The following is a 21,580-nucleotide window of genomic DNA, read 5'->3' on the forward strand; positions in this document are numbered from 1 at the left end:
ATTTAAAATTTGATTATTATGAAACAAAAATATAAATGGTTTGTCGGAGTAATGATGGCAGGAGTGCTTGGTATAGGAACTACTTCTTGTGTAGACGAGATTAAGTTCGGTAACAGCTTTCTCGAAAAAGCGCCGGGTGGCTCTGCTACTCAAGATACTATATTCAACAGCGTCACTTATACCCGGCAGTTTTTGAATACCTGTTATAGCCGCCAATATTATGGTTTGCCTTATGTAAATTCATCTGTTGATGACTTTCCGGATTCTTCCAATCCCTATACAGGAAAGTTCGATGCATTGACTGACTGTTGGCAACTTCACTATTCGGGAACTACGGTTTATAACAGTTATTATAGTGGTACGCATACCGCTAATTACGGTATTCGTGGTGATATCTTCGGATATACTCGTGAAGGTGTCTGGCAGACTGTGCGGTGGTGCTGGCTGCTGTTGGAAAATGTAGACAGAGTGCCTGGTATGGGAGAGGATGAAAAAGTAAAGATGAAAGCAGAGGCGAAATGCCTTATTGCCGCTCGCTATTTTGATATGTTCCGTCATTATGGAGGATTACCGCTTATTTATGCTTCGTTCATGGGAACGGAGACCAACTATCAATTACCACGTGCTACGGTGGAAGAAACCGTGAACTATATGGATAAAATGCTGGAGGAAGCTATCGAATCCGGTGGTTTGAAATGGGCATATGAAGGAGCTGATTTTAATTCCGATAGCGGTCATTGGACATTAGCAGGGGCTATGGCATTGAGATGTAAACTATGGCAGTTTGCCGCTTCTCCTTTGTTTAACGACACTCAAGGATATGCTGGTGGACGTAGTGAAGCGGAACAGCAACATTTGGTGTGGTATGGAAGTAAACGTCCCGAATTGTGGAATAAATGTCTTGAATATTGCAGGCAGTTTTTCAATGCCATAGAGGCAAACGGTTTTTATAAGTTACGGGAAGCAGCAGGCAGCAATCCTACTCCCACTGAGTATCGCTATGCTTACCGGATGGGGTACATCCTTTTGGATAGTCCTGAAGTATTACACTCCGTACGTGTAGCGGGCTATGAACGTCCGGGCGGGTCGACTACTTATATATGGCGTACTTGGTGTAACAATGGACGTAACTCTTATACTCCGACCCAAGAGTATGTTGAGATGTTTCCTTGGGCAGACGGAACCCCGTTTGACTGGAATGAGACGGAAGCAGAAGGCAAGCTAAACGATATGTTTCTGACCGGCGAATTTGCTAATGGAGAAAATACTCTTTCCAATCTTATATTAACCCGTGATCCGCGACTATATGAATCTGTTATCGTGAACAATATACCTCGAAATTTAGGATGGTCTTCTCCTAAAATGAGTGACTATCCATGGGAATTATGGGTGGGAGGTACGGACGCAAAGACAGCTCCTGTATTGGAAAATATGCGTTTTGCTACTGGATATGATAACATGAAATATTATTTGAGTGACAGTGATTATGAACGCCAACCTATCCATTGGGCATATCTTCGTTTGTCCGATCTCTTTCTGACGTATGCAGAAGCTCTGCTGCAAGCCGAAAATAATTTCACAGATGCTCTTTATTGGGTAAATGAAGTCCGCGCCCGTGTAGGCTTGGGTAAATTGGAGGAATGTATCCCGAATAAGAATCTGACAACTGATAAGGATGCTTTGTTAGAGGAAATACTTCGTGAACGTGCTTGTGAATTAGGCATGGAAGACAGCCGTTATTTCGACTTGATTCGTTACAAACGTGCAGACCGTTTTGAAAAGAAACTGCATGGTTTATTGATTTATCGCTTGGATGATGCGGGTAAGCGTATAGAGAAACCTTGGAGAGACGGAACTGATGAATTCGGTAAAAATGCCATTCAGCCTACGAGATTTGAATATGAAAGATTCGAATTGCATAACAGAGCACGTGTTTGGTGGACACAAGGATTCGATTCGAAATGGTATTTATCTCCGTTTCCTCAAAATGAAATCAACAAAGGATACGGTTTGATTCAAAATCCCGGCTGGTGATGAGAAACATGAGTAAAATTGATTTTAGAACAGTGATATGAAAAATAATAAAATGCTGGTACTGATTCTGTTGGCATCTTTGGGCATGCCGATAGGAGCGCAGAATATAGATAATAAAGGAAGAGTGTCTGGAGATTCCGTCACTGTGGATGTAGGGGCTAACCGGGTGTTCAGCCGCCACGAATCGACTGCGGCAGTCTCTACCGTTTATAATGAAGAATTTGATAAGAGGGCTTCAAAGAATATTTCTAACTCTCTTTTCGGACAGGGACTGGGATTGACCGCCTTGCAGAATGCGGGTAATTTTTCTAGTACGGAGCCTACTTTTTATGTACGTGGCCTGCAAAGTCTGTCTAGTAGTTCTCCATTAGTTTTGGTAGACGGGTTGGAACGTGACATGAGCCTTGTGTCACCGGAAGAAGTAGAATCGGTATCTATACTGAAGGATGCCGCAGCAGTTGCGTTATATGGCTATAAAGGTATTAATGGAGCTGTTCTGGTAACTACCAAACGGGGAAAATACAATTCAAGGGAAATAAAGTTTACTTATGATCATGTAATCAACTTCCAGTCGCGTCGCCCTGATTTTGTGAATGCCGCTACCTATGCCGAAGCTGTGAACGAGGCACGAGGTTACGAAGGATTAGATGTGCGTTATACCCCTCTTGAAATTCATGCTTTCCGTTATGGGAGAGTGAAGGGGTTGGGTGATCGTATCAATGCGCAATTACCTTATTTTTATCCGAATGTGGATTGGATTGACGAAACTTTCCGTGACATGGGAGTCTCTAATAAATATAATATAGAGTTTACAGGAGGAGGTAGTAAATTTCGTTATTATGCAATGTTAGGGTTGATAACAGATAAGGGATTCGTTGCCAATGCTAATATGAATGACGGTTATTCTACACAAGACAAGTATTCTAGTGCTAATTTGCGTACAAATTTGGATATTGACTTGACGAGTACCACTAAACTGAAATTAAATCTTCTCGGTTCACTGTCCGAATCAAGTCGTCCGGGAACTTCCAGTACGGATTTGTGGGATATGGTTTATTCGATTCCTTCCGCCGCCTTTCCTATACTATCGGATGACGGTTCGTGGGGAGGAAGCTCCACTTGGGCGGGTACGCTGAACCCGGTGGCGCAATCGCAAGGAGCAGCCTATAGCAAGGGACATACGCGTAGTTTGTTGGCGGACTTGACCTTATCACAGGACTTGTCCGGATTAATGAAAGGATTAGGTGTAAATTTCCGTTTGGCATACGACAACTACTCTTCCATTTGGGAAGATCACAGTAAGACATATGCTTATAGGGGATATACGCCTAGCTGGCAGGATTCAAGCGCCGGTGGCCCGTTGTATACAGTTGTTACGGGCGGTAAACCCAGTGAAATGGCGACCGGTGCCGATACGAATGATTGGGCACGTCAGTTCAATTTCTCCGGAGGTTTTGATTATAATCGTTCATTCGGAAAACATGATATTTATTCACAGTTGAAATGGGAGTATGAGTTTCGTGACACTTATGGAGTAAATACCAGTATCTACCGCCAAAATGTATCGTGGTATACTCACTATGGTTTCAATAAGCGTTATTATGTAGATTTGGCATTGGTCGGATCGGCTTCCAATTTATTAGCTCCGGGACATAAATGGGCTTTCTCACCTACCATCTCTGCGGCTTGGGTACTTTCGGAAGAGAACTTTATGAAAGCGTTTTCTTGGGTTGATCTTTTGAAATTACGGGCTTCGTTTGGTGTGATTAATGCTGATTACCTGCCTAAAGACGGTGATAATTCGGTATATAACTATTGGGAACAAATTTATACGACAACGGGTACACGCTATCTGTTTGATGTCGGTTATGGATCCAATTTCGGAACCACTTACATGAATCGATTGGCTACATTAAACTCGACACACGAGAAAGCTTATAAATATAATGTAGGGTTGGATGCAACGATGTTCAAAGGATTGAATTTGACGATAGAAGGATATTATCAACGTCGGAAAGATATTTGGGTGGATTCTAGCGGTCAATATTCAACAGTACTTGGTATGGATTCTCCTTATGAAAACGCAGGTATTGTGGATAGTTGGGGTACTGAGTTCGGTTTGGACTATACGAAACGGTGGGGTGATTGGGTTGTTAATGCTGGAGGAAACTTTGCTTTTAACCGAAACGAAATCAAGGAGCAACGCGAAGAACCACGTTTATATGATAACTTGAAACGGACGGGACATCGGTTGAATCAGGTGTACGGCTTGGTTGCAGAAGGTTTTTTCAAAGATGAGGCAGAGATTGAGAGCAGTCTGGCACAGAACTTCAGTACGGTAGTTCCTGGTGATATCAAATATAAGGATGTGAACGGAGATAAGGTGATCGATGCAAACGACGTGACGGCTATTGGATATAGTACGGCTGCCCCGGAAATCTATTATTCTTTCCATTTGGGAGCCGAATGGAAAGGAATCGGATTGGATGCCATGTTTCAGGGGACAGGAAACTATTCTGCCGTCTTGAATACCAAGAGTATGTTTTGGCCGTTGATTAACAATACATCACTTTCCACACACTATTATGAGAACCGTTGGACTCCCGAAAACTTGAATGCAAAATATCCGCGTCTGAGCTCGCAGAGTAATGCCAATAATTATCAGACTAACACAATCTGGCTTGCCGACCGTTCGTTCTTGAAATTACGCAATGTGGAGGTTTATTATAAATTTCCCCAACATCTGATGAAACGGACAAAAATATTAGGTAGTGCTAAATTGTATGTACGAGGAGTGGATTTGCTTTGTTTTGATCATATCGACGTGGCGGATCCGGAATCTTACGGTGCGACAAATCCATTGACCAAGAGTGTGGTAGTAGGTGTTAAGATAGGATTTTAATCATTAAAAACGAGGTAAAGAATGAAACTGAATAAATTGATATATGGCGTTCTGACCATCTTCGCTTTTTCTTCTTGTGCGGATCAGATGGACTATTCAGAGTATAATCCTTATGACGCAGGTTATGTAAAGCGTACTTTTTATGATGTAGGCGGGTTGGTATCTAACATTTACCAATCACTTGACTCTGATTTTGGAAATTATAGTGGTGCTATTTTGGGTTCTGCTACCGATGAATCGCAATATTCCTATACAGGTAATGCCATTGAGACTTTTTACAATGGAGCATGGAGTCCGGTGAATGCGCAGAGCAGTATGTGGACTTCCAGTTATAAAGCAATTGCCAATTGTAACAATTATCTAGAGGAATTTACAGGACTGACGTTCTCGGAGTATGAACAAATCTCCGATTATGAAGCTGAGATGTATCGCTATAATAATTATCAATATGAAGTCCGTTTTCTGCGGGCATATTTCTACTTTAATCTGGTAAGACAATACGGAGATGTACCTTTTACCGATCATGTCTTGTCAACTTCTGAGGTGAATACGCTTACACGTAAACCAGCTCAAGAGGTATTCGACTGGATTATTAAGGAATGTGACGAGATAAAAGATCTGATTATACCGGATTATAATAATTTGGGGGCTTTGGTTCCTGCCGGCGAATCAGCGGAAACAGGGCGAGCCAACAAGCGTACAGTATTGGCATTAAAAGCGCGTACGGCTTTGTATGCCGCCAGTCCGTTGTTCAATTCTCATCAGGAAGGTAGCCAAGAGTACAAGGAACTGTGGTATCGTGCAGCCAAGGCTAATAAAGACTTGATCGAGACTTGCGAAGAAGCAGGTATGAGATTGATAGATGACTACGAGAATTTATGGGATGCAAAGAGTTACAGTAGTGCCATCGATGAACTCATTTTCGGTTGTCGTGCCATACGTGCTACCAACTCTTTTGAAAAATATAATTTTCCTGTCGGATTGGAAAACTGTCGAGGTGGAAACTGCCCTACACAGACATTGGTGGATGCCTATGAGTTGAAGGACGGTGGTGAAAGACCAGATAAAAAGGCGGATTATGATAAAAATAAACCTTATTACGAGGGGCGTGATCCTAGATTTGAAAAAACGATTGCTAAGAATGGTGATACAAAATGGCCGAATTGGAACGAAACTGCGTTAGAAACCTATCAGGGAGGTGCAAATGCTGAACCACTGAGTGGGGGAACGCCTACCGGCTATTATCTGAAAAAGTATTGTCAGACAAGTATTAATACGACGACAGCGAAGCCTACTACAGATAATCATACATGGATTATATATCGCTTAGGAGAGTTCTACCTGAATTATGCAGAAGCATTATTCAAATATTTAGGTACTGCTTACGCTACCAATAACGAATTTCCTATTCCTGCCAATGAGATGGTGAATAAAACTCGCCAGCGCACGAAGGTGAATATGCCTAAATTTCCCGCAGGCCTGAATAATCAGCTATGGTGGGAGAAATACCAGAATGAGCGCATGGTAGAGTTAGCATTCGAGGGACACCGTTTTTGGGATGTACGTCGTTGGAAGGAAGGAGACAAGCATTTCAGCAGCATTGATGAAATGAAAATATATAAGAGTGGGGATTCATATTCATATAGGCGTGTCACTGTGGATAGGCAATGGGATGATAAAATGTATTTCTTTCCTATTCCGCAAAGTGAAAAAGCCAAGAATCCTAATTTGACGCAGAATCCGGGGTGGTAGAACTAACCTCGGAATTGAAAAATGATTATTTAATACTAAAGACAGAATATGAAGAAAATATTATATACACTGGGACTGTTTGGATTATTGACATTTGGAGCATGCTCGGATACTGATCCGGTAGTGGATGAAGAACCGGAATTTAATTTTAATATTAAGGAAGAACCGTTGAAAGACCTGCCTACGGAGGTTATTACGGGAAGTCGTGCTATGTGGGTGAGCTATGACCCTATGTCTGAAACTGATCAACATAATGCCACAGGAATTTCTTCGGCGTTAGTTAGTTGGAGATTGCTGTTGACCGATCCGGAAAATATAGCTTTCGATATTTATAAGTCAGAAGATGGGGGTGAAGAAGTCAAGTTAAATGAAGAGGCGATAACGAAGACTACTTGTTGGGTAGATGAGAATATTAATCCCGCAAAAACAAATTATTATCGGGTGACATTGGCTGGTCAAGAGGAAACAATCTGTGACTACACGTTTACTTCTGAGATGGCGACAAAATTCTATCGGGAGATTATACTAAGAAGTGATGTGCCCGATGCTGCATTGACATATGCTCCTGATGATATTCAATTGGGTGAACTGGATGGAGACGGAGAACTGGAAATTGTAATTAAGAGAGAGCCGTATGATGGAGCCAATCAAGGAGGATGGCGCAATGGAACCACTCTTTTAGAGGCTTACAAACTGGACGGTACCTTCTTGTGGCGTATAGACTTAGGTCTTAACATTCGTTCCGGCTCACATTATACTTCTTATATTTTATATGATTTTGATGGAGACGGCTTGTGTGAAATTGCATTCCGTTCATCTGAAGGAACTAAATTTCCTAATGGAAGAATAATTACCGATGCTAATGGGCTGGTGAATGATTATCGTTTGCGGGATACGAACGGTGTGGGGTGGTATTCCGGAAAAAGTCTGTATTCTACTGCCGGACTAGTTTTGGAAGGTCCTGAATACATTTCTATCTGTCGTGGATTTGACGGTTGTGAGATTACCCGTACTCCCAATATACCTCGTGGCCATGAGGACGAATCAAAGGTAGCGCGTGCCCAATATTGGAATTCTTATTGGGGAGATGACTATGGAAACCGTATGGATCGTTTCTTCATTGGAGCAGCTTATTTGGATGGTATACCTGACGAGACGACTGGTGTAAGAAAAAGTAATCCAAGTTTGATTATTTCTCGTGGCATTTATAAAAACTGGCAAGTGTGGGCACTTGACCTACAAGGAAACGAATTGGTTAATCGTTGGAAGTTTGACACTGCCGACCATAGTGAGAAATGGCTGGCAATGTGTTCACATTCCTTCCGTGTGGCTGATTTGGATGATGATGGAAAGGATGAAATATTGTATGGCTCGGCTGCTATTGATGATGATGGAAGTGAGCTGTGGTGTACCGGAAACGGACATGGAGACTGCTTGTATGTGGGACGGTTTATTCAGAATCCCCAGCAGATAAATCCATTATTCGGCAAACAACAGATTGTAGCTTCTTTTGAAGAGCAGGATACATATAGCACACAGGGATTAGGATATGCTTGTCAGGTGATTGATGCGAAAACAGGGAACTTGATTGCCGGGCATGGAGCAGGTAAAAACGGGGATGTGGGACGTTGTATCGTAGCGGATGTAGATCCGGACAGTCCGGATTTTGAGTATTATTCGTCTTTACAGTCGGGAATGTATAGTTGCAGCAGTGGCCGTGTTGTCTCAACCGACTATCCGAAAGGGATTGGTAGCGGTGTGATGTACAATGCCGCTATTTATTGGAGCGGTCAACCGACAAGGGAAATGTATGACCGTGCTTGTATTGTAAGCTATAAGGGAAATCCGGATGTAAATAAAACGAATAAGAATCGTTTGGTATATTTCGGACACTATGGAAGTAATGACGGAAACCATGGTACGAAATTTAATCCTTGCTATTATGGAGATTTCTTAGGTGACTATCGCGAAGAAGTTATTTTAGGTTCGAACGATAATAGGTCTATCTATATTTTCTCCACTAATCATCCTACTACCCATCGTCTTCGACATCTGATGACTGATCATACTTATGATATGTCTCAGGCAATGCAAAACATAGGCTATAACCAAGGAACTAATCTGGGCTATTATGTAGGTGCTGAAACGATGAAATAAAAGTGTATTTTTTTATTCTGAATTAAAGATGAGGCTTGCCACTTATTACTTCTGAGAATTCAATGAAGTAATGAGTGGCAATTCTTTTATTTCTTCACATTTCACCATATCCCAACCTTGTAACCGAATTAATAATAGGTGAAGTGTCGTTCCAGTAGCCAGTTTCTTCACAACTTTATCCTTACTGTATTGTAATAGTTGTTGTCTTCCTTCTTCTGCCTGGGCTTCAAGTTCAGTATCGGTAGCTGTGCGTGTAGCGTATTTCAGTTCCAGGATATAGCTGTGTTCTATATCGGAATAACGAATTTTGTCCGGCAACAGGAAGAAGTCACAATAATCATAGTTCATTTCCAATTCCGGTTGTACGAGATAATAGGAAGCAATGGCAAGATAGGCTTTCAGGAAACCTTGCAGGTTTCTTTCCCCTTCTATTGCGTCACGTATGGAAGAGTTCTCCCGATAGGCACGGGCGATGGTTTCGAAGAATGGTTTCCAATGACCGTCGAAGGCGAAATCATCTATCAGGTCTTTCAGATGTGAAAGATTCAGGGTATGGGCCTATTGATAGTAGTCGCGTAAGAATCCAAGGTACTGCTCGCGTACACAATTGTTAGGTATGCACATTTTCAGACGGTCGCCACGGGTGCCGCACATGGTGAGTAAGCCATAATAATAGAGCAGGCTTCGGAAGTTCTCAATATCTGCTATCTTCTCTGACGGGAATGAAGTATGCAAGTCTACTAGTATTTCACCTTTTGCTGCTATTTCCTCGATAGTGCTAATCTGCTCCCGGCAGAGAACAGCCTGCTTTTGAGAAGTCGAAGAAAAGGACTTGGAAACTGTTATGTTGTTTGGTTGGATGGCTTCCTATCCATAAGTCACCGAAATACTTGTCGAAGTTATCCTTCTGTATTATGTCATAATAAGTACGCATCATGCTCAGGAACAAGCTTTTTCCGAAACGTCTCGGACGAATAAGGAAAAGATAACTGGGCATTTCCTCGATAAGGGGCAAATACATGGTCTTATCGACGAAATAGAAGTTTTCGTTCCGCATCCGGTTGAAGTCGGATATTCCGTATGGTATTCCTTTCACTTGACTCATATTGGCAGGCTTTTAATTAGTACAGGCAAGTTAATTTATTCTGTGGAATAAATCAATGATTTGTGGTTGTATTCTGGAAAGGTGACTATTTGTTTTCGTACAAAGTAGCACTGGCTGTCCCCCAATCTATTAATGGAAAAGTTCTTATGTATTAAAGGTAAACTTCCTTTCCCTCACTACCAAACTTGCAATCAACTTATTGCAAACTATAAACGCAAGTTCCGTTTTTATAAATGAAGCCTTTGATTATAAAAACAAAGCTTGCATTTTTATAAACGGAACTTGCGTTTATAGTTTACTCTTAGGCAAACAAAACTTTAGGATTAACTCAAGAGAAGTTTGCAAAGGGGTAAGAGCAACTTTTGTATTAATAGATTGAGTGCAAGTAGTGTAGCTTATCTCTTATGTATTTACTTTAAGTACTCCTTCAGCGGGCAATCACTCTTTTTCAGCCCTTCCGCAATACTTTTTGCGTTCATATGCGCTCCTTTCAGAGAAGTATGCGTATGGTCGTGATTGTAGTAAGCGGCTGCTTTCTTTACACCTTTCTTTTCAAGTTTATCAGCACTAATTTTGTTCAGGTCGATAAAGTAAGCTCCGGTGGCTTCGGCAGCTTCGCGTGTCCATTTGCCGAAAGATTCCGTATTGCGTTCTATCTTTCCGTCTTTCCATTTGTTGCGTGGAGTGTGGCTCAACACAATGGGAGTCGCCCCTTTTTCCTGAACATCCCTGATAAATTTACGGAGATACCAGCCGAAAGTATAAACAACTTGGTATTTTCCTGTCTTTTCCATGAGAAAGACCTTGCTTTCATCTCCCGAACCACGTAATTCGGCACGGGCTTTCCCCTTGTTTATATCTCCTGCATCGTTGTGACCGAACTGTATAAGTACGAAATCTCCCGGTTGCAAGGCATTATATACCTTATCCCAACGACCTTCATCCAAATATGTACGTGCACTACGTCCTGCCATCGCACGATTTTCTACGGAAATCTTATCCAGGTTGAACTCGTCAGCTATCACGCTTCCCCATCCCCACATACCGTTCTTGTCTTTATCCTCATTTCTGACCGTGCTGTCGCCGATAGTGAACAATACCGGATGCCCTTCCTTGCGGCTGGAACCTGTCACGGTATCTTTCTCGATTGGTTTCAGATAATTGGCCAATTCCAGTCCTTCATACACACGTATTCCGTCCGCGGCAGATTCGGCATTTACCTTGGCACCGAAAGCACTGGTGTGGATACGGTCGATATAAAACATATATTTCACTTTCTCCTTGCCGAACTTCTCGAACTTGCGGGCAGTGATATCATTCAAATCAATGAAAGGAACATTCTGCTGTTCGGCTACCTGTTTCGCCCATAATCCGAAAGTCTTGTTGACACGTTTGACGATAGTGCTGTCCTTATCTTCCCAAGCATTGCGGGGAGTGAGAGAGAATAGGATAGGATGCGCGCCTTTCGCTTTCACGTCGCGGATAAAACGGCGCATATATTCGCCGTAAGTATATACGGTTTCTTTAACTCCGGTTTCTTTGATTGTCACGTTCAGCGTGTCGTTGCCGATTCCTGGAATAGAGGCACGGGCACGTCCGCTGTCATAAGGACCGTTGTCATTATGTCCCAGTTCGATGATTACCCAGTCACCGGGGCGTACTCCCTTGATTACATCCGGCCAAAGGCGGTTGTAGAAGGTGCGGCTGCTGGTTCCGCCCAACGCATGATTCTCTACCGTAATTCGGTTCGAATCGAAATAATCGCCGGCATAATATCCCCAGCCCCATTGTCCGTTGTTACCGTTCCCTAAGGTTCCGGTACGCATGGTGGAGTTTCCCACCAAAAACAATACAGGGTTATTGCCTTTGCGGCTCGAACCCGCTTCCGGTCTTGACGTGCGTGCTTTGTTCAGGCTGTCCAGCGTATTGTCAATCACTTGGTTGACATCTTTCATAGGAGCAGCAACCTTATTCTGTGCCTGCATTTGCAGACTGCATGCGATGATTATCAGTCCGCATGCATATTGGAACAACTTGTTTCTCATTTTCTGTTTTCTTTGAAATCCCTCACTGACCTGTCCGAAACCTGTCAGTGAGGGAGCTAACTACAAACTAACCTCTACTTAAACCTAATGGATGATTATCTTTAACCTTATTGAAAACTATCTTTATTTTAATTTATAAATCTCCGTTCCGGCAAGCAGGAAGCAACCTACACCGTAATCCTCAAAGTCGGGCACACTCTTGAATGTAACGGGCTGACCGTCCTTAGGTTCCTTACCCGTGCCCTGCACATATCCCAGGAATCCGTTCGGATGAACGGCATCTTTCACCATTGCATTCCATGCCTTTAAAGCAACCGGAAGATACTCCTTGCGGTCGAGCAGTCCGTTGCGGACTCCCCAAACCATTCCGTAGACAAACAGTGCCGTACCGGAAGTCTCTTTCCCACCGAAGTTCGTAGGGTCATGAAGGCTGACATTCCAGAAACCGTCTTCACGCTGGCACTTCTTCAATGCCTTGCTCATGGTTAGGAAGTCGTTAATATAGTCCTGACGGTGTTTCTCGTCAGCAGGGATTTCATCCAGTACTCGTACCAAGGCGGCATATACCCAGCCGTTTCCGCGGCTCCAGTAACAATCTTCGCCATTCGGCTCCTTATATGGCGGATTAAAATCCTGGTCGCGCCACCACAGACCGTCTTTCTGGTTGAACATACCCGTCTCGTCGTGCTGGCTGCGTGTATAATAATACATGTCCCACATCTTGTCGTAGTACTTCTGCTCTCCGGTCATTTTGCCGAACTTGGCGAAGATAGGCATTGCCATTTGTACGGCGTCAATCCACCACCAGTCGTTTACTTGCGGAGTGTTCACCACCATGTCGATGCTCGCCTTGATATTCCGAATCATGTTCGGGTCGGACGGACATATATTATACAGGTCGATATAAGTTTGTCCGCAGCAGTGGTCGTCCGCGTTGCGGGTGGTGTTGCCGTTTCTCATTCCCCATTTGTGGAAGTCCGCCCAGTCATAGGCATAGCGATAATAATCTTCGTGCGGATAAATGCCATATAAAGACATCAGTCCTTCATAATATACACCGCGTGTCCATATGTTGCTGGGACGTACACGACCGTAGAAACTGGGAATGGTATAATCGGCATACTTCTTCATAAAGTAGTCGTTTACCTTTATAATAGTCTCTAAAGTCTCTTTTTGTGCAGGCGACTCTTGTGCCGCGACCGGATTTGCGGGCGTCAGGCAAAAAAGAAGTGTTACTGTAAAGAATGAGAATAGTGATTTCTTCATGGTGCAATAGTTATGTTTTATTAGTTCATTGTTTATAATAAATTCCAATCGCAAAGGTAAGGGACGTTCTTTTCTTTTTCAATGGATTTCCGTGCATATGTCTTTAATTTCGTTCACAAAGTGGCTGGAATTTGCTTTAAAAGTATATTTCTACATATATCTGTACGATATTCTATTTTATCAATAGCTTGCGTCCCTTACTTTTGTGTTGTAATTTGATAAACGATAAAACTATGAAGTACATAACTGTCTTTTTAAATCTATGCCTGATAGCTGCTTCTTTAGTAGCCCAGCCGAACTACGACTTTACGAAGTTGAAACGTGAACATTTGGGACGTGGCGTGATTGCCATTCGTGAGAACCCTTCTACGGTAGCCGTTTCCTGGCGTTATCTTTCTTCCGACCCGATGAATGAATCATTTGATATATATAGGAATGGTGAAAAGATAAATAAGCACCCGGTGAAAGACGCCACTTTCTTTCAGGATACTTATGCAGGGACAGAGCCTGCCCTTTATACCGTTAAAGCTGTCAAAGGAAAGACCGAAGGCAGCTATCAACTGCCGGCAAATGCCCCGGCAGGTTATCTGAATATCCCGTTAAATCGTCCGGAAGCCGGAACAACCCCGTCGGGACAAAGTTATTTCTATGCTCCGAATGATGCAAGTATCGGTGATGTGGACGGCGATGGCGAATACGAGATTATTCTGAAATGGGACCCGAGCAATGCGCATGATAATGCGCATGACGGCTATACGGGGTCTGTCATTTTTGACTGTTATAAACTGAACGGACAGCACCTGTGGCGTATCGACTTGGGAAAGAACGTACGTGCCGGAGCGCATTACACTCAGTTTATGGTCTATGACTTGGACGGTGATGGTCGCGCGGAAGTTGTGATGAAAACCTCAGACGGAACTGTGGACGGAACAGGAAAAATGATTGGTGACGCCGATGCCGACTATCGGAGTCAGCAGGGGCGTATCCTGACAGGCTCTGAATATCTCACCGTCTTTAACGGACTGACAGGAGCAGCCATGAAAACAATTGACTATATCCCCGAACGGGGCAACTTAATGGACTGGGGTGATAACCGTGCAAACCGTAGCGACCGCTTTCTGGCTTGCGTTGCCTATCTGGACGGAGTTCATCCGAGTGTGGTGATGTGCCGCGGCTATTATACCCGTACTGTACTGGCTGCTTTCGATTGGGACGGAAAAGAACTGAAACAACGTTGGATATTCGATAGTAACAACCCCGGATGCGAAGACTATGCCGGACAGGGAAACCATAACTTGCGGGTAGGCGATGTGGACGGTGACGGATGCGATGAAATCATCTACGGCTCATGCGCTATCGACCATAACGGAAAAGGACTTTATTCTACCAAAATGGGACATGGGGACGCCATTCATATGACTCATTTCGACCCTTCACGCAAAGGCTTGCAAGTATGGGATTGTCACGAAAACAAACGGGACGGAAGTACATACAGGGATGCGGCAACCGGAGAAATCCTGTTTCAAATAAAGAGTAATATAGATGTCGGACGCTGCATGGCGGCCGATATTGACCCTACTTATCCGGGTGTTGAAATGTGGTCTTTAGCTTCCGGTGGAATCAGAAGTGTGAAAGGAGAAGTCGTAAAAGAACGGGTGAGGGGATTGTCTTGTAATATGGCTGTTTGGTGGGACGGTGATTTATTGCGTGAATTGCTGGATAAGAATATCGTGAGCAAATACAACAGGGAGAAAGGAATCTGCGAACGCATCGCCATTTTCGAGGGCGCCCTCTCCAATAATGGAACGAAAGCGACTCCTTGCCTGCAAGGGGACATTATCGGCGACTGGCGTGAAGAAGTGCTGCTACGTACAGCCGATAACACAGCTTTGAGACTTTACGTTTCCACCATTCCTACGGACTACCGTTTCCATACTTTCCTGGAAGACCCGGTGTACCGTATCAGCATTGCGACCCAAAACGTCGCTTATAACCAGCCCACACAACCCGGATTCTACTTCGGCCCCGAATTAAAGGGTACCGTATTCAGAGGATGTAAAATACCTAAAAAATAAAATATGAATATCCGTATCATAGCCATTGCTTCATTACTGATAGCCTTGCCTGTCAGTGCGCAGAAAAAGAAAACGGTAGTAAATGACTCAAATACACCTTTGCATTTGCTGCAACCTGCTTATCAGGGTACTTACGGTGACTTGACTCCAGAACAAGTGAAGAAAGACGTAGACCGTGTGTTTACCTATATAGATAAGGAGACTCCCGCCCGTGTAGTAGACAAGAACACGGGAAAACTGATAACCGACTACACCGCAATGGGAGAGGAAGCGCAACTGGAACGCGGTGCTTTCCGTCTGGCAAGCTACGAATGGGGAGTGACCTATTCCGCCTTGATAGCGGCAACCGAAGCTACCAGTGACCAGCGTTATATGGACTATGTACAGAACCGTTTCCGTTTCCTGGCGGAAGTAGCTCCGCATTTCAAACGTGTCTATCAAGAGAATGGGACAACCGATCCCCAACTGCTGCAAATCCTTACTCCTCATGCACTGGATGATGCAGGAGCGGTATGCGCCGCCATGATAAAAGTCCGCCTGAAAGACGGTTCGCTTCCTGTGGACGGCTTGATTGACAACTATTTCGACTTTATCATAAACAGGGAATACCGTCTGGCGGACGGAACTTTTGCCCGTAATCGCCCACAGCACAATACGCTCTGGCTGGATGATATGTTTATGGGAATCCCCGCAGTAGCGCAGATGAGCTGCTATGATAAGGCTCAAAAGGAGAAATACTTGGCAGAAGCAGTAAGACAATTCCTGCAATTTGCCGACCGTATGTTTATTCCCGAAAAAGGACTGTATCGCCACGGTTGGGTGGAAAGCAGTACCGAACACCCTGCTTTCTGCTGGGCACGTGCCAACGGCTGGGCAATGCTGACAGCCTGCGAACTGCTCGACGTATTGCCGGAAAACTATCCCCAACGTGCGAAAATAATGGACTACTTCCGTGCTCATGTGCGTGGCGTGACAGCCTTGCAGAGTGGGGAAGGGCTTTGGCATCAACTGCTCGACCGCAACGATTCGTATCTCGAAACTTCCGCTACCGCAATTTATGTCTACTGCCTGGCGCATGCCATTAATAAAGGCTGGATTGATGCAATCGCTTATGGCCCTGTCGCTCATCTGGGCTGGCATGCCGTAGCCGGGAAAATCAATGCGGAAGGTCAGGTGGAAGGTACTTGTGTCGGTACGGGAATGGCTTTCGACCCTGCTTTTTATTATTACCGTCCGGTCAATGTATATGCGGCGCACGGATACGGCCCGGTGCTTTGGGCGGGTGCGGAAATGATTCGCTTGCTGAAGAACCAGTATCCGCAGATGAACGACAGCGCCGTTCAATATTATCAAGTAAAACAAAAGACGACGGCTCCTATCTTCGCCGTCGATACGGAAGACACTAAGTAATTAACTTTAAATAGATTGTAACCATGAAACGAGAAGCATTTAAAATGTATTTGAAACCCGGCTGCGAAGCCGAATATGAAAAGAGACATGCCGCCATCTGGCCCGAACTGAAAGCATTGCTTTCAAAGAACGGCGTGTCGGACTACTCCATTTACTGGGACAAGGAGACGAATATCCTTTTCGCCTTCCAAAAGACGGAAGGGGATGCAGGTTCACAGGATTTGGGCAATACGGAGATTGTACAGAAATGGTGGGATTATATGGCGGACATCATGGAAGTGAATCCGGACAATTCGCCGGTATCCATCCCTTTGCCGGAAGTGTTTCATATGGATTGATTTTTCTAGTAATTAGGTTGAATTGATAGTGTAGGGGAATGTTTGGTAGGAAATACAAGCATTCTCCTCATACTATTTTAATGGAGTGTTTCTTTCTTATTCCAACTATCTTGATTATTTTTGTCCAACATTTATTATTAATCTTGGAATCTATTATGACTCAAAGACACCTTTCACTCTTCCTCTTTCTCGTTTGTTTTGTGCTGAATGCTTATGGTGCAATAGAACTCCGTTCCACACAAATGAGAACCAGTGACGGTCTTCCCAATAACTCTGTCCGCTACATCTACCAAGATAGCAAAGGTTTCCTTTGGCTGGCTACCTTGAACGGATTAAGCCGTTATGACGGCAACTCTTTCCTTACTTACCGACCGGAAGCCGGAGACATGGTTTCTTTGGCAGATAACCGGATTTATGACCTGACCGAAGATAAAAACGGTTTCCTGTGGATTTCCACCACACCGGAATTATATAGCTGTTACGATTTGCAACGTGCCCGTTTTGTTGACTATACGGGTTGCGGCGAATCACGACAGAACTATTCGAAAGTATTCGTAGCCGCCAACGGAGATGTGTGGCTGCACCATTCGGGAAACGGCTGTCGCCAAATGAACCATCAACCGGACGGCGGAATGACCTCTACCGTATTCAGAACCGAACGTGGCAATCTGCCGGACAACAGAGTGAAATTTGTTAATGAGGATGCCAGCGGTCGCATCTGGATTGGAACGCAATGCGGCCTAGTCTCTGTCACCAACGGACAATACCGGATAGAAGACCGTCTAATCCATTTCACTTCTTCCCTGGCTTATAAAGATGATATGTATTTCCTGACTGCCGACGGGGACATCTATCTTTATCAGTCTGCCACCCAAAAGATGCAGAAACAGGCTTCTCTTGCCGTTGTAGCAGGAAAGACTTCGCCCACCGGCAACTTTCTGCTAAAGGATAAATGGGTCATTCTGACTACTACCGGAGTATATACGTACGATTTTAACACCGGTGACGTTCAGGCGGATTCCCGCATGGACATCAAGAAAGGCGAACTGATACGTGACAATCACGGTGACTATTGGATATACAACCATACGGGACATCTTACCTATGTACTTGCCGAAACGGGAGAAATCAAAGACTTCCAGTTGATTCCGCAGGACAAGATAAGCTACATCGACTTCGAACGTTATCACATCGTCCATGACTCCCGCGGAATTATCTGGATTTCGACCTACGGTAACGGTCTTTTCGCCTATAATACCGCCGAAGACAAACTGGAACACTTCGTTGCCAATATAAATGACCAAAGCCATATCAGTTCGGACTTCCTGCTTTATGTCATGGAAGACCGTGCCGGTGGTATCTGGGTAGCTTCCGAGTATTCGGGCTTATCCCGCATCTCTGTCTTGAATGAAGGAACTTCCCGTATCTATCCCGAATCCCGTGATTTGTTCGACCGTTCGAACACCATCCGTATGCTCACTAAAATGTCGAACGGTGATATCTGTGTCGGCACACGTAAAGGGGGGCTTTACACCTTCGATTCCAATCTCCGCTCGAAGATGACCAATCAATATTTCCATTCCAATATTTACGCCATTGCCGAAGACGGGCAGGGGCGAATGTGGACGGGAACCCGTGGAAACGGACTGAAAGTAGGGGACACCTGGTATTATAATAATCCTTCCGACCTCACGGCTTTGTCCGACAATAATGTCTTTGCGATTTACCGCGACCGCAAAGAACGTATGTGGGTAGGGACATTCGGCGGCGGGCTTGAACTGGCAGAACCTACGCCGGACGGCAAGTATAAATTCCGTCACTTCTTCCAACAGACATTCGGATTGCGAATGGTGCGTGTGATAGAGGAAGACGAGAACGGTATGGTCTGGGTAGGAACCAGCGAGGGCATCTGCATCTTTCATCCTGATTCATTGATTGCCGATTCTGATAATTATCACCTGTTCAGCTACACGAACGGCAAGTTTTGCAGTAACGAAATCAAGTGCATCTACCGGGATACGAAAGGACGTATGTGGATTGGCACATCCGGTTCGGGACTGAATCTTTGTGAGCCTCAGGATAATTACAACTCTTTGAAGTATGAGCATTACGGCACTTCCGAAGGACTGGTCAACGATGTGATTCAATCTATTCTCGGAGACAAGAACGGAAATATCTGGGTGGCTACCGAGTATGGTATCTCCAAGTTTAACCCGGCCAATCATTCTTTCGAGAATTATTTCTTCTCTTCCTATACCTTGGGGAATGTGTACAGCGAGAATAGTGCCTGCATGCGCGAAGACGGAAAGTTATTGTTTGGAACAAACTACGGTCTGATTGTCATCGACCCCGAAAAGATACAGGATAGTGAGAGTTTTTCTCCGGTGGTCTTCACCGACTTGTATGTCAACGGAACCCAGATGAATCCGCAAATGGAAGATTCTCCCTTGAAGCAGTCACTTGCCTATTCGGATGAAATCACTTTGAAATATTTTCAGAACTCATTTCTGATAGACTTCTCTACCTTTGATTATTCCGATAGCGGACATACGAAGTATATGTACTGGCTGGAGAACTACGACCAGGATTGGAGTGCGCCTTCTCCCTTGAATTTTGCTTCTTTCAAATACTTGAATCCGGGGACATATGTGCTTCATGTCAAATCGAGCAACGGGTCGGGCATTTGGAACGATAGCGAGACTACATTGAAGATTGTGGTTGTCCCGCCATTTTGGAAGACTACCTGGGCGATGCTGTGTTATGTATTACTGTTGATTATAGCCTTGTATTTTGCCTTCCGCATTGTCCGCAACTTTAACGGGCTGCGCAACCGCATCAATGTGGAAAAGCAGTTGACCGAATATAAACTGGTATTCTTCACCAACATCTCCCACGAATTCCGTACCCCGCTTACATTGATTCAGGGAGCACTGGAAAAAATACAGCGCGTCACGGATATTCCGCGCGAACTTATATATCCGTTGAAGACGATGGATAAGAGCACGCAACGTATGTTGAGGCTTATCAACCAGTTGTTGGAATTCAGAAAGATGCAGAACAACAAACTGGCACTTTCTTTGGAGGAAACCGATGTTATCTCTTTCCTCTATGAAATATTCCTGAGTTTCGGCGACGTGGCGGAACAGAAGAACATGAATTTCCGTTTCCAGCCTTCCGTGCCTTCCTATAAGATGTTCATCGACAAGGGGAATCTGGATAAGGTGACTTACAACCTGCTTTCCAATGCATTCAAATATACGCCTTCCAACGGTACTGTCATCCTTTCGGTGAACGTGGACGAAGCCCGGAAAACATTGCAGATTCAAGTTTCGGATACCGGAGTCGGTATCCCCAAAGAGAAACAGAATGAACTGTTCAAACGCTTTATGCAGAGCAACTTCTCCGGTGACAGTATCGGTGTAGGTCTGCATTTGAGCCACGAACTGGTGTCGGTGCATAAAGGTACGATTGAATATAAGGACAACGAAGGCGGCGGTTCCGTATTTACCGTATGTATCCCGACGGACAAGACGGTTTATGCGGAGAAAGACTTTTTGATTCCCGGCAACGTATTGCTGAAAGAAGCGGACGGACAGGCACATCATTTGTTGCAACTCTCGGAAGAGCTTCCCGACCCGGAAAAGCTACCTGCTCCTTTGAACAAACGGAAAGTCCTGATTATTGAGGACGACAACGATATTCGTGAATTCCTGAAAGAAGAAGTGGGAGCCTATTTTGAAGTAGAAGTGGCTGCCGACGGAACATCCGGCTTTGAGAAAGCGCGTACGTCCGAAGCAGACCTGATAATCTGCGATGTGCTTATGCCGGGAATGACAGGATTTGAAGTAACCCGGAAACTGAAATCGGATTTCGATACAAGCCATATCCCTATCATCCTGCTGACTGCATTAAGCTCACCGGAAAAACATTTGGAAGGTATCGAAGCGGGGGCGGACGCCTATATCGCAAAGCCGTTCAGCGTGAAACTGCTATTGGCACGTGTGTTCCGTTTGATAGAACAACGCGACAAACTGCGTGAGAAGTTCTCCAGCGAACCGGGTATCGTGCGTCCTGCCATGTGCACTACCGACCGGGATAAGGAATTTGCCGACCGGTTGGCTGCTATCCTTGAACAGAACCTCGCCCGCCCTGAATTTTCTATTGACGAGTTTGCGCAGCTTATGAAGTTGGGACGAACGGTATTCTACCGGAAGCTGCGCGGCGTGACCGGATATTCGCCTAATGAATACCTGCGTGTGGTGCGGATGAAGAAAGCAGCGGAACTGCTGCTCTCGGAAGATAACCTGACTGTTGCGGAAGTATCCTATAAAGTTGGTATCAGCGACCCGTTCTATTTCAGCAAATGTTTTAAGGCGCAGTTCGGCGTGGCACCGTCTGTTTATCAGCGTGGGGTGAATACGGATGCTGCTTCTTCGGAGCCACAGGAATCGGATTCATAGCGATAATATTACATATTGGATAATTTTCCTTGTATT

Annotated in this window: 10 protein-coding genes and 1 pseudogene; 8 read left to right on the forward strand and 3 right to left on the reverse strand. The window is 44.5% G+C overall.

Annotated features, from left to right (window positions below; genetic code table 11):
- The first annotated feature begins 18 nt into the window (after positions 1-18).
- The 4 genes from BacF7301_RS10560 to BacF7301_RS10575 are packed head-to-tail and all read left to right on the forward strand — an operon-like array spanning position 19 to position 8,845.
- Positions 19-2,034 (forward strand): RagB/SusD family nutrient uptake outer membrane protein, encoded by a 2,016-nt coding sequence (locus tag BacF7301_RS10560; protein ID WP_167962583.1) that lies wholly within the window; start codon positions 19-21, stop codon positions 2,032-2,034.
- 37 nt (positions 2,035-2,071) lie between these two features.
- Positions 2,072-4,936 (forward strand): SusC/RagA family TonB-linked outer membrane protein, encoded by a 2,865-nt coding sequence (locus tag BacF7301_RS10565; RefSeq protein ID WP_167962585.1) that lies wholly within the window; start codon positions 2,072-2,074, stop codon positions 4,934-4,936.
- A 21-nt stretch (positions 4,937-4,957) separates the two neighbouring features.
- Entirely contained in the window at positions 4,958-6,688 is a 1,731-nt protein-coding gene (locus BacF7301_RS10570; protein WP_167962587.1) for a RagB/SusD family nutrient uptake outer membrane protein, read from the forward strand.
- Between the two features lie 48 nt (positions 6,689-6,736).
- Positions 6,737-8,845, forward strand: a complete 2,109-nt coding sequence (locus BacF7301_RS10575; protein WP_167962589.1) for a rhamnogalacturonan lyase family protein — start codon at positions 6,737-6,739, stop codon at positions 8,843-8,845.
- Between the two features lie 45 nt (positions 8,846-8,890).
- On the opposite strand, the pseudogene BacF7301_RS10580 reads toward BacF7301_RS10575, so the two are convergent.
- The 3 genes and pseudogenes from BacF7301_RS10580 to BacF7301_RS10590 form a co-directional block, all read right to left on the reverse strand.
- A pseudogene (locus BacF7301_RS10580) lies at positions 8,891-9,950 on the reverse strand (AAA family ATPase).
- A 410-nt stretch (positions 9,951-10,360) separates the two neighbouring features.
- The gene (locus BacF7301_RS10585; protein WP_167962591.1) at positions 10,361-11,995 is read right to left on the reverse strand and encodes a rhamnogalacturonan acetylesterase; all 1,635 of its coding nucleotides are present in this window, start codon (positions 11,993-11,995) and stop codon (positions 10,361-10,363) included.
- Between the two features lie 123 nt (positions 11,996-12,118).
- On the reverse strand, positions 12,119-13,261 hold the full coding sequence (locus BacF7301_RS10590) for a glycoside hydrolase family 88/105 protein (protein ID WP_167962593.1): 1,143 nt from the start codon (positions 13,259-13,261) through the stop codon (positions 12,119-12,121).
- Positions 13,262-13,494: 233 nt separating this feature from the next.
- Between BacF7301_RS10590 and BacF7301_RS10595 the strand changes: the two genes are divergently transcribed.
- From BacF7301_RS10595 to BacF7301_RS10610, 4 genes are all read left to right on the forward strand, one after another.
- Entirely contained in the window at positions 13,495-15,336 is a 1,842-nt protein-coding gene (locus BacF7301_RS10595) for a rhamnogalacturonan lyase (protein WP_167962595.1), read from the forward strand.
- Positions 15,337-15,339: 3 nt separating this feature from the next.
- Complete coding sequence (locus BacF7301_RS10600; RefSeq protein WP_167962597.1) at positions 15,340-16,746, forward strand: glycoside hydrolase family 88/105 protein; 1,407 nt, start codon at positions 15,340-15,342, stop codon at positions 16,744-16,746.
- 23 nt (positions 16,747-16,769) lie between these two features.
- Positions 16,770-17,084 carry an L-rhamnose mutarotase gene (gene rhaM, locus BacF7301_RS10605; RefSeq protein WP_022138180.1) on the forward strand — a complete coding sequence of 105 codons (315 nt, stop codon included), beginning with the start codon at positions 16,770-16,772 and terminating at the stop codon, positions 17,082-17,084.
- Positions 17,085-17,239: 155 nt separating this feature from the next.
- Positions 17,240-21,544, forward strand: coding sequence for a hybrid sensor histidine kinase/response regulator transcription factor (locus tag BacF7301_RS10610; protein WP_167962599.1), 4,305 nt, complete (start codon positions 17,240-17,242; stop codon positions 21,542-21,544).
- The last annotated feature ends 36 nt before the right edge of the window (positions 21,545-21,580 follow it).

Source organism: Bacteroides faecium, from assembly GCF_012113595.1.
Lineage (GTDB): Bacteria > Bacteroidota > Bacteroidia > Bacteroidales > Bacteroidaceae > Bacteroides > Bacteroides faecium.